This window comes from Actinomadura sp. (assembly GCF_044508335.1).
GTDB lineage: Bacteria > Actinomycetota > Actinomycetes > Streptosporangiales > Streptosporangiaceae > Spirillospora.
Genome location: NZ_JBIQHY010000083.1, coordinates 9501 through 19231 on the forward strand (window position 1 = coordinate 9501; position 9731 = coordinate 19231).

Here is a 9731-nt window from a genome sequence, read left to right on the forward strand (position 1 = left end):
GGGCCTGGTTGACCTGGCCTGCCGTGGGGGCCTGGTTGACCTGGCCTGCCGTGGGGGCCTGGTTGACCTGGCCTGCCGTGGGCGCCTGGCCGGCCGGGAGGACCGTATGGGCCGTAGGGGCCGCTCATAGCCCCATGCTCCGCTCCTCGCCCTTCTGCGCGAGACGGTCGCGGAGCAGGGCGGCCTCAGCGGTGGGCAGGCTCGGAATGGTCGCGTCCGTGGCCGCGGCGGCCGTGTGCAGCCGGACCGTCGCGATCCCCATCCACCGTTCAAGGAGCCCTGCCGTGACGTCCACGAACTGCATCCGCCCGTAGGGGACGACGATGAGCCGCTTGACGAACACCCCGTGCGTGACGATGAGGTCGTCCGCACGCTCGACGTAGCCGTACCTCCGGCGGTCCAGTTCCGCGACCAGCCAGGTGAGGGCCACCACAACGACCACCGCGGCGATCCACATCGCCGCCGGTACCGTGCCGCCGTTCCTCCACACGATGAACGCGCCCACACCGCCGACGGGAATCGCCCAGAGGGCGGCGTTGAGAAGCCTGTGCCAGGCGTGGCGTTTCGAGATGGGCGCCCACTGGAGCCCGCCGCCGGGCGCGAACGCCTGGTCGGCCCGGTAGACGGGCGGCGTCTGCTGCTGCGCCTGCTGCTGCGGCGTCTGCTGCGGCGGGTAATGTGCCGGTACTTGACCTGGCGGTTGACCGCCGGGGCCCGGACCGGCGGGTGCGGGCGGGTGCGCCGCGCCCTGGGGTCCATGCCCTGCGGCGGGCTCGTACGGCGGTTCGCCATGGCTCGCGTTCATTGGCCCCTAGTCAACCGGAAAACGAGTACCGCTCGCCATGGGACCATGAAGCGGTGATCGGAGCGGCGGAGGCGCGACCATGACCACCGAACGGATCGTCGGTATCGGTGCGGGCGCCAAGGAGCTCGCCACCGAGGACATGACGCTCAACATCGGCCCCCAGCATCCGTCCACGCACGGCGTGCTCCGGTTGAGGCTGACGTTGGACGGGGAACGCATCTCGGCCGCGGAGCCCATCGTCGGCTACATGCACCGTGGCGCGGAGAAGCTCTTCGAGGTCCGGGACTTCCGCCAGATCATCGTGCTGGCGAACCGGCACGACTGGCTGTCGGCGTTCTCCAGCGAGCTCGGCGTCGTCCTCGCCGTGGAGCGGATGCTCGGCATGGAGGTCCCCGTGCGGGCCGTCTGGGCGAGGACCCTCCTGGCCGAGCTGAACCGGATCCTGAACCACCTGATGTTCCTCGGCTCGTATCCGCTGGAGGTCGGCGCCATCACCCCGATCTTCTACGCGTTCCGCGAGCGCGAGGCTCTGCAGCGGGTGATGGAGGAGATCTCCGGTGGACGCATGCATTACATGTTCAACCGGGTCGGCGGGTTGAAGGAGGAACTCCCGGCCGGTTGGACGGCGCGCGCGCGGAAGGCCGTGTCCGAAGTCCGTTCCCGCATGGGCGACATCGACGACATCATCATGGGCAACGAGATCTTCCGTGCGCGCACGCGGGGCGTCGGTGTCCTGACGCGGGAGCAGATCCTGCAGTACGGGGTGTCGGGGCCCATCGCGCGAGCGTCCGGCGTGGATTTCGACCTGCGCAGGGACGAGCCGTACCTGGCCTACGGCGACCTCGACGTCCGTGTGGTCACCCGCACGGAGGGGGACTGCCTCGCCCGCTTCGAATGTCTCCTTGACCAGGTGCACGCGTCCCTGGATCTCGCCGACGCCTGCCTGGAGCGCCTCGCCGAACTCCCGCCCGGCCCGATCAACCAGCGCCTGCCCAAGGTCTTGAAGGTCCCGGAGGGCCACACCTACGCCTGGACGGAGAACCCGCTGGGCCTCAACGGCTACTACCTCGTGTCGCGCGGCGAGAAGACCCCGTGGCGGATGAAGCTGCGGTCGGCGTCCTTCAACAACATCCAGGTCCTCACGGAACTGCTGCCGGGCAACCTGGTCGCCGACATGATCGCCATCCTCGGCTCGATGTTCTTCGTCGTCGGCGACATCGACAAATGACCGCCCGCCTCCCCGGCGCTCAGGCCCGGGAGGCGCGGCGGTCGCGTTCCTCTTCGTCCGGGTCCTTCGGCACGCGGCACGCGTACTCCAGGAAGAACGCCGCCGCCACCAGGACCACCGCCGCCAGGAACGTGGCGCCGCTGACGAAGAAGTCGTGCCGGGGCGTCGGCTTGTCGAGCTGGGACGCCAGGTTCACCGCGAACCCGCCGAACACTCCCGCGATGAGGGCGGCGGTGTGCGCGCTCGCCTTGCCGAGGGCGGCCAGCCGCGCCACCGCCATCGGCTCGATCGGCTTCGGTGACTTGCGGCCGGCCTCCGGCACGCGGATCTTGTCGGGCTTCCGGCGGATCCTGCGCAGCACGTTCCATCCGCTGAACCCCTCGCCGAGGGCCAGCAGCAGCAGCGTCGGCACCGCCGTCCACGGGAGCGGCGGCAGCGAGACGTAGGCGGAGCGGAGCACCGCCCAGGTCACCACCGCGACGACGACGACCAGGGCGGCGAGGAACAGCGGGCGGGACGGCTTCATGCAGGCTGCTGCAAGGACAGGTCCTCCCGCCGGCGTACGGCCGACGGGCCACCCTCGGACTGCTTGGCCTGGGCCAGGTCGCCGACGCGGCCGTGCCCGGGCAGCAGCACGTCCGGCTCGATGTCGGCCCACGGGACGAGCACGAACGCGCGCTCGTGCGCGCGCGGGTGCGGGAGCGTCAGGTCGGGGTCATCGGACGAGATGTCACCGAACACGACGATGTCGATGTCCAGGGTGCGCGGTCCCCAGCGGACCTCGCGTTCCCGCCGCATGGAGTTCTCGATGTTGAGGACGCGTTCGAGCAGGTTCTCCGGTGGCAGCCGCGTGTCGGCCACCAGGACGACGTTCAGGAAGTCGCCCTGCTCGGGGATGGTCTCGCCGGGAGGTGCGAACGGCGTGGTCTCGTAGACCGGGGAGAACGCCACGAAGTTCAGCCCCGGCGCGTCGAACAGCGCGTCGACCGCCTCCTGGATGTTGTCCATCCGGTCCCCGAGATTGCTGCCGATCGAGAACACGACACGGTGCTGGACCAGCATGTGCCCCCCGGTGGCGGTACGGTCGGGCATGCGGTCGGACGCTGTCATGGGCGACTCCTCCTGATCTTCACGGCGACGTCCGTGAAGGGGTGCGGCACGGGGGCGCTCGGCTTGTGGACGGTGATCTCCACCTCGGACACCGCCCTATCTTCCAGACATATAGTCGCCAGCCGGTCGGCCAGCGTTTCGATCAGATTGACGGGCTCGCCTTCGACGGCCGCGACCAGGCGGCCGGCGAGCGTCCCATAGTCGACGGTACGCGAGAGGTCGTCCCCGGCGGCGGCGGGGCGCGTGTCCAGCCCGAGCACCGCGTCCACCACGAACTCCTGGCCGAGCTCACGCTCCGCGGGCAGGCATCCGTGACGCCCCCGCGCACGGAGGCCGCGCAGTTCGATGCGGTCGAGACTCATTCTTCCTCTGCATCAACGACGTTGAGGACTGGCGAACCATGATGGAGCAAGAGCCGCCACTCGCCGCCCGTCCGTACGAACACGTTCGTCGCGACGATGCTCCCTCCGGCGAGGAACCCCGCCTCAGTGTCCTCATCGGCGGTGAGGACGTTCTCCTTACACGTCACCACTGCGTGGTCCCCGTACACGTCCGTCTCGACATCGGTCAGCACGAACTGGATGTAGGTCGTGTTGGCCATGATGAGCGCCCAGGAGCGGAGCACTTCCTCACGGCCGCGGAGCATCGTCCAGCCGGGATGCACGCACGAGACGCCGGACGCGTAGGGGCCGTCCGCCCACACCGCCGACATCCGGTCGAAGTCGCCGGCCTCGAACGCCGCGTAGAACTCGGCGTGGACCTCGTCCACATCGGCGCGGTTGATGGCGCGGCTCATGTGCGGTGTCCCCCTCGCTGGGCGCGACCGTCCGCCGCGGCCGGTTCCGAAGTCTCGTCGTCGGTCGGGCGGGCCGCGGTGATGGCCGCCGCCACGCGCACCGCGTCCGCGTTGGGACGGACGCGGTGGACGCGCACGCACCACGCCCCGGCCGCCGCGGCCAGCGCCGTGGTGGCCACCGTGGCGTCGTCGCATTCGGCGAACGCGCGGGGTGTTCCGTCGGGGTCGGCCAGCAGCTTGGTGAGGAAGCTCTTGCGGGACGCCCCGACCAGGACCGGGTACCCGGTCGCGGTCAGCGCGTCGAGCCGGGCCAGGAGCGCCCAGTTGTGACCGGCCTTCGGGCTCTTCGCGAAGCCCAGCCCCGGGTCGAGCACGATCATCGACGGTTCGACGCCCTCCTGCAGGACGGCATCGACCCTCTGCAGAAGCTCGTCGCGCACTTCGCGGACGACGTCCGCGTAGACGGCGCGGGTCTGCATGTCATGGCTGTGGCCGCGCCAGTGCATGACCACATAGGGGACGTTCGCCGCGGCGACGACCCGTGGCATGTCCGGGTCGGCCAGGCCGCCGCTGACGTCGTTCACGAGCCGGGCGCCCACGCCGAGGGCGGCTTCGGCGACCTCCGCGCGCATGGTGTCGACGCTGACCGGGATGTCCTCGGCGCTGAGCGCCTCTATGACGGGGATCACGCGGCGGAGTTCCTCATCGCGTGACACGCGCTGCGCACCCGGCCGCGTGGACTCGCCGCCCACGTCGACGATGTCGGCGCCCTCCGCGACAAGGTCCAGCCCATGCCGGATGGCCTTCTCTGGATCGAACCAGGCTCCGCCGTCCGAGAACGAGTCCGGAGTGACGTTGACCACGCCCATGACGAGGCACCGCCCTGGCGTGGGCAGCCCCGGAACTACGGCATTGGTCATGTCACCCCACCCTATGCCCAGAAGTCGCCCCCTCGGCGCGCCGCCGCCCGCCGCCGGACACCACCCGATGAGGTCGGCGGCACCCCGTCCCGAACCAGCAGAACGGGCCTCAGCGCGACGCTGAGGCCCGTTCGGGCGGTCGGGGGCTTTCGGGGCGGGCGGACGGTCAGTGGCGTCCCAGGATGAGGCTCATCGCCTCGGACCGGGTCTCGGCGTGATCGCGGAAGTCGCCGCGCACCGCCGACGTCACCGTCTTCGCGCCCGGCTTCCGCACGCCGCGCATCGTCATGCACAGGTGCTCCGCCTCGATCACCACGATCGCGCCGCGCGGCTCCAGCACCCTCATCAGCGCGTCCGCGACCTGGCTGGTCAGCCGCTCCTGCACCTGCGGCCGGCGCGCGTACACGTCCACCAGCCTGGCGAGCTTCGACAGACCGGTGATCTGCCCCTTCTTGTTGGGCGTGTACCCCACGTGGGCCACGCCGTGGAAGGGCACCAGGTGGTGCTCGCAGACGGAGTAGACCTCGATGTCCTTCACCAGGACCATCTCTTCGTGGTCGGCGTCGAACACCGTGGTGAGCACGTCCTCCGGCGTCTGCCTGAGGCCCGCGAACTGCTCGGCGTACGCGCGCGCCACCCTCGCCGGGGTGTCGCGCAGCCCGTCGCGGTCGGGATCCTCGCCTATGCCGATGAGGATCTCGCGGACGGCCTTCTCGATGCGCGCGTGATCGAAACGCCCGCCGTGCACGGTCTCGCCCGGCGGGTCGTTCTCCATCGGCGCCTCGTCGTACGGAATCGCCAAGACGGTCAGCTTTCGCCCTGGGACGGGTCGACCGTGTCGGAGGTCACGCCGCCCTGGCCGTTGCTCTTGGTCAGGTCGGTGACGTCCTGCGGGCCGAGCAGGGCCAGCTCCTTGGGCGTCAGCACCGGCGGGCGGTCGGACGGGAGGCGCTTGCCGTAGCCGGTGTAGGAGTTCTGGTGCGGCCGCTTCTGGATCGGCGCGAAGATCTCCAGCACCTCGTCCTTCGACAGGGTCTCCTTCTCCATCAGGTTGACGACGAGCTCGTCCAGGACGTCCCGGTACTCGACGAGGATCTCCCAGGCGGTGTCGTGGGCGGCCTCGATGTACCGGCGGACCTCGTCGTCGATCGCGGACGCGATGTCCTCGGAGTAGTCGCGCTCGTGCCCCATGTCGCGGCCGAGGAAGACCTCGCCCTGGCCGGAGCCGAACTTGCGCGCGCCCAGGCGCTCGCTCATGCCGTACTCGGTCACCATGTTGCGGGCGATGGAGCTGGCCTTCTCGATGTCGTTGGCCGCGCCCGTGGTCGGCTCGTGGAACACCAGCTCCTCGGCCGTCCGCCCGCCCAGGAGCATGGCGAGCTGGTCGGTCATCTCGGAGCGCGTGGTGAGGAACTTGTCCTCCATCGGGAGGGTCATGGTGTAACCCAGGGCCCGCCCGCGCGGAAGGATCGTCACCTTGTGCACGGGGTCGGAGTTCGGCAGCGCGTGCGCCACCAGAGCGTGCCCGCCCTCGTGGTAGGCGATGATCTTCTTTTCCTTCTCCGACATCACGCGGGTCTTGCGCTCCGGCCCGGCCATGACGCGGTCGATGGACTCCTCAAGGGTGTCCATGTCGATCAGCTTGCGGTCGAAGCGGGCCGTGAGGAGCGCCGCCTCGTTGATGACGTTGGCCAGGTCGGCGCCGGTGAAGCCCGGGGTGCGCCGCGCGATGACGTCGAGGTCGACGTCCTGCGCGAACGGCTTGCCGCGGGCGTGCACCCGCAGGATGCCCTTGCGGCCCTCCAGGTCGGGGCGGTCCACGGTGACCTGGCGGTCGAACCGCCCGGGGCGCAGGAGCGCCGGGTCGAGGATGTCGGGGCGGTTCGTCGCGGCGATCAGGATCACGCCGCCCTTGACGTCGAAGCCGTCCATCTCGACCAGCAGCTGGTTGAGGGTCTGCTCCCGCTCGTCGTGGCCGCCGCCGAGGCCCGCGCCGCGGTGCCGGCCGACGGCGTCGATCTCGTCGATGAAGATGATCGACGGGGCGTTGGTCTTGGCCTGCTCGAACAGGTCGCGGACGCGGGACGCGCCGACGCCGACGAACATCTCCACGAAGTCCGAGCCGGAGATCGAGTAGAACGGCACGCCGGCCTCGCCGGCCACGGCGCGCGCCAGCAGCGTCTTACCGGTGCCCGGAGGGCCGTACAGCAGGACGCCCTTGGGGATCTTGGCGCCGATCGACTGGAACTTCGCCGGGTTCTGCAGGAAGTCCTTGATCTCTTCCAGCTCCTCCAGGGCCTCGTCGGCCCCGGCCACGTCGGCGAAGGTGGTCTTCGGGGTGTCCTTGGTGATGAGCTTGGCCTTGGACTTGCCGAAGTTCATCACCCGCGAGCCGCCGCCCTGCATCTGGTTCATGATGAACAGGAAGATCAGCACGATGACCACGATGGGCAGCAGGCTGAACAGCAGGTTCAGGAAGAAGCTCTGCTTGGGGACATCGACGTTGTAGCCGCCGGGGAGCTTGCCCGCGTCGGCCTGCTTCTGGAGCTCCTGCTGCAGCTGGAGCCCCTGGCCGTCGACCCAGGACGCCTGCTGGCGCTTGTCGTTGTGGAGGGTGACCTCGATCCGCTGGTCCTTGTCAACGATCTTGGCCGACTTCACCTGGCCGGCGTTGATCTCCTGGACCACCTTGGAGGTGTCCACCTTCTCGAACGAACGGCCGGGGTTGACGCCCCACATGACGAGGGCGACCAAGATGCCGAACAGCAGGATCCACAGCAGCGGCCCGCGAAAGTAGCGCTTCACGTCCATTTATCCGGTTACCCCTACGGGGCCCGTCCCTCCTGACCAACGTCTGTGTGCGATCCCCGCCCGTCCCGGGGGACGAACGCCACTGCGACCAACAATGCGTCCAACGAAAGGCCCGTCGCCCAGGGCTTCGGACCCATCCTGGCGGCTTCCCTCATATCGCTCCCCGAACCGGGTCCGGGACACCGACGGTACACCGCAGGCGCAGGAGACGCAGCCGAGCCGTTCTCCCGCATCCCTTCCATATACCCGTCAACGATCCTTGCAACGATTCGTCACGGTTCCTTGTTCCCTGGGACGGCTTGCGAGGCTCTGACCGGCCCTGCCTCCCAGGGGCGGATCAGGCCCCGTCGCCGCCGTAGACGTGCGGCGCCAGCGTCCCGACGAACGGAAGGTTCCGGTACTTCTCCGCATAGTCGAGCCCATACCCGATGACGAACTCGTTGGGGATGTCGAAACCGATGTACTTCACCTCGATGTCGGTCTTGACCGCCTCCGGCTTGCGCAGCAGCGCGCAGATCTCAAGGGAGGCGGGGCCGCGCGAACGAAGGTTGCTCACAAGCCACGACAGGGTGAGGCCGGAGTCGACGATGTCCTCCACGATCAGGACGTGCCGGTCGAGGATGTCGGTGTCGAGGTCCTTGAGGATGCGCACGACGCCGGACGACTTCGTGCCCGAGCCGTAGGACGACACCGCCATCCAGTCCATCGAGGCGGGCGAGTGCAGCGCCCGCGCCAGGTCCGCCATGATCATGACGGCGCCCTTGAGGACCCCGACGAGCAGCAGGTCCCTGCCCGCGTAGTCGGCGTCGATCTGCTCGGCGAGCTCCCGCACCTTGGCCTGCAGGTCGCTCTCGGGGATCAGCACTTTCGCCAGGTCGGCGCCCAGGTCCTTCTCGTCCACAAAAACACCCTCATCGCTCAGCCTCGCCCGTCCGGTGGGACGGACACAGGACGGACACCGCCGCACGCGCCGTGTACGCGGTGCGCGCCGCGGACGCGCCGTGCGGCGGTTCGCACACGACGCGAGGTCATGCCGGACCGAACAGCAGCTTCCCATACCGCCGGACGGCGCGGAGCCCCCCGGGCAGATCCACGTGCCGCTGCCCGTGCCAGGCCGTGACCAGCCGGTCCACCGCATCGACATGAACCGCCGCGAGCGTACCCGGTGGGCTGCCGGCCTTCACCGCCGCCATCCGCAACACCCTGGTGCGGACCGCTCTGGGCAGCTCTTCGAGCCCCGCCACGCGGAGCCCCACCCGGTACCCGTCTTCGCCGGGTTCCTCCAGCTCGGCGTAGGAGCGGGCTGCCAGGTCGTCCAGGGCGTCCGCGTCGTCCCGGAGCATCCTGGCCGTCCGAGCCAGCGCCTCGGCCACTCCGGGCCCTAGAGCCTTCTCCAGGGCGGGTAGGGCCTGGTGCCGCACGCGCACGCGCGCGTAGGAGGGGTCGACGTTGTGCGGGTCGTCCCATGGTTCGAGGCCCATCGCCTTGCAGGCCCGTCGTGTGGTGGCGCGGTCCAGGTCCAGCAAGGGCCGGATATAGAGGACGCCCTGCCGAGTGAACTCGGAGGGCATTCCGGACAGGGAACGGGCACCGGAACCGCGCGCCAGCCCCAGAAGGACGGTCTCTGCCTGGTCGTCCTGGGTGTGGCCGAGGAGCACGGCCGCGGCCCCCAGCCGCTGAGCCGCCTCGTCGAGTGCCTTGTAGCGGGCGTCGCGAGCGGCGTTCTCCGGGCCTCCCGGCCCGTCGACCGTGACCGCGATGGATCCCGCCGGGTCGAGCCCGAGGTCGGCCATGGTGCGGACTACGGCGTCGGCGCGCTCGTCCGAGCCGTCCTGAAGGCCGTGGTCGATGGTCACGCCGCCTGCGGAACGTTCGGCCCTGGGCGCTTCGAAGGCGAGCGCGCCGGCGAGCGCAAGGGAGTCGGCGCCTCCGCTGCATGCAGCCAGAACCGTCTTGTCCTGCGGCAGGCGGTCGAGCACCCGCCGCACCGCGAGACGTACCGCCGCCACCGCCGGATCAGGCCCCATGGTGAAACGTCTACCACCAGACAGCCCTGGTGGC

The 9731-nt window shown here is 69.7% G+C and carries 11 protein-coding genes; 1 reads left to right on the forward strand and 10 read right to left on the reverse strand.

Translation table 11 applies throughout. The features are described 5' to 3' along the window. Positions 1-124: 124 nt before the first annotated feature. Complete coding sequence (locus ACIWVC_RS24250) at positions 125-805, reverse strand: PH domain-containing protein (protein ID WP_396452633.1); 681 nt, start codon at positions 803-805, stop codon at positions 125-127. A gap of 79 nt (positions 806-884) precedes the next feature. Between ACIWVC_RS24250 and ACIWVC_RS24255 the strand changes: the two genes are divergently transcribed. Next, the gene (locus tag ACIWVC_RS24255; protein ID WP_396452631.1) at positions 885-2033 is read left to right on the forward strand and encodes an NADH-quinone oxidoreductase subunit D; all 1149 of its coding nucleotides are present in this window, start codon (positions 885-887) and stop codon (positions 2031-2033) included. 19 nt (positions 2034-2052) lie between these two features. Here ACIWVC_RS24255 and ACIWVC_RS24260 read toward each other — a convergent pair whose 3' ends face one another. The 9 genes from ACIWVC_RS24260 to tilS form a co-directional block, all read right to left on the reverse strand. Further along, positions 2053-2559 carry a DUF3180 domain-containing protein gene (locus tag ACIWVC_RS24260; RefSeq protein WP_396452629.1) on the reverse strand — a complete coding sequence of 169 codons (507 nt, stop codon included), beginning with the start codon at positions 2557-2559 and terminating at the stop codon, positions 2053-2055. Continuing rightward, a complete protein-coding gene (gene folK, locus ACIWVC_RS24265) occupies positions 2556-3143 on the reverse strand; it encodes a 2-amino-4-hydroxy-6-hydroxymethyldihydropteridine diphosphokinase (protein ID WP_396452627.1) in 588 nt (195 codons plus the stop codon). Before folK ends, ACIWVC_RS24260 begins: the two co-directional genes overlap by 4 nt. Then, positions 3140-3505, reverse strand: a complete 366-nt coding sequence (folB, locus tag ACIWVC_RS24270; protein WP_396452625.1) for a dihydroneopterin aldolase — start codon at positions 3503-3505, stop codon at positions 3140-3142. Before folB ends, folK begins: the two co-directional genes overlap by 4 nt. Then, positions 3502-3939: a nuclear transport factor 2 family protein gene (locus ACIWVC_RS24275; RefSeq protein ID WP_396452623.1), complete on the reverse strand. Its 438-nt coding sequence runs from the start codon at positions 3937-3939 to the stop codon at positions 3502-3504. The genes folB and ACIWVC_RS24275 overlap by 4 nt, the downstream gene beginning before the upstream one ends. Continuing rightward, on the reverse strand, positions 3936-4808 hold the full coding sequence (gene folP / locus ACIWVC_RS24280) for a dihydropteroate synthase (protein ID WP_396452639.1): 873 nt from the start codon (positions 4806-4808) through the stop codon (positions 3936-3938). Before folP ends, ACIWVC_RS24275 begins: the two co-directional genes overlap by 4 nt. A 217-nt stretch (positions 4809-5025) precedes the next feature. After that, the gene (gene folE, locus ACIWVC_RS24285; RefSeq protein WP_396452637.1) at positions 5026-5634 is read right to left on the reverse strand and encodes a GTP cyclohydrolase I FolE; all 609 of its coding nucleotides are present in this window, start codon (positions 5632-5634) and stop codon (positions 5026-5028) included. 32 nt (positions 5635-5666) lie between these two features. Continuing rightward, positions 5667-7670: an ATP-dependent zinc metalloprotease FtsH gene (ftsH, locus tag ACIWVC_RS24290; protein WP_396452621.1), complete on the reverse strand. Its 2004-nt coding sequence runs from the start codon at positions 7668-7670 to the stop codon at positions 5667-5669. A 337-nt stretch (positions 7671-8007) separates the two neighbouring features. After that, positions 8008-8571: a hypoxanthine phosphoribosyltransferase gene (gene hpt / locus ACIWVC_RS24295; protein WP_396452619.1), complete on the reverse strand. Its 564-nt coding sequence runs from the start codon at positions 8569-8571 to the stop codon at positions 8008-8010. Positions 8572-8698: 127 nt separating this feature from the next. Next, positions 8699-9697: a tRNA lysidine(34) synthetase TilS gene (tilS, locus tag ACIWVC_RS24300; protein ID WP_396452635.1), complete on the reverse strand. Its 999-nt coding sequence runs from the start codon at positions 9695-9697 to the stop codon at positions 8699-8701. Positions 9698-9731 lie beyond the last annotated feature (34 nt).

What these genes read in the sequence shown, in the direction of transcription:
- ACIWVC_RS24250 (WP_396452633.1), bottom strand. Translation starts at nt 805, where the DNA reads ATGAACGCGAGCCATGGCGAACCGCCGTACGAGCCCGCCGCAGGGCAT.
- ACIWVC_RS24255 (WP_396452631.1), top strand. Translation starts at nt 885, where the DNA reads ATGACCACCGAACGGATCGTCGGTATCGGTGCGGGCGCCAAGGAGCTC.
- ACIWVC_RS24260 (WP_396452629.1), bottom strand. Translation starts at nt 2,559, where the DNA reads ATGAAGCCGTCCCGCCCGCTGTTCCTCGCCGCCCTGGTCGTCGTCGTC.
- folK (WP_396452627.1), bottom strand. Translation starts at nt 3,143, where the DNA reads ATGACAGCGTCCGACCGCATGCCCGACCGTACCGCCACCGGGGGGCAC.
- folB (WP_396452625.1), bottom strand. Translation starts at nt 3,505, where the DNA reads ATGAGTCTCGACCGCATCGAACTGCGCGGCCTCCGTGCGCGGGGGCGT.
- ACIWVC_RS24275 (WP_396452623.1), bottom strand. Translation starts at nt 3,939, where the DNA reads ATGAGCCGCGCCATCAACCGCGCCGATGTGGACGAGGTCCACGCCGAG.
- folP (WP_396452639.1), bottom strand. Translation starts at nt 4,808, where the DNA reads ATGGGCGTGGTCAACGTCACTCCGGACTCGTTCTCGGACGGCGGAGCC.
- folE (WP_396452637.1), bottom strand. Translation starts at nt 5,634, where the DNA reads ATGGAGAACGACCCGCCGGGCGAGACCGTGCACGGCGGGCGTTTCGAT.
- ftsH (WP_396452621.1), bottom strand. Translation starts at nt 7,670, where the DNA reads ATGGACGTGAAGCGCTACTTTCGCGGGCCGCTGCTGTGGATCCTGCTG.
- tilS (WP_396452635.1), bottom strand. Translation starts at nt 9,697, where the DNA reads ATGGGGCCTGATCCGGCGGTGGCGGCGGTACGTCTCGCGGTGCGGCGG.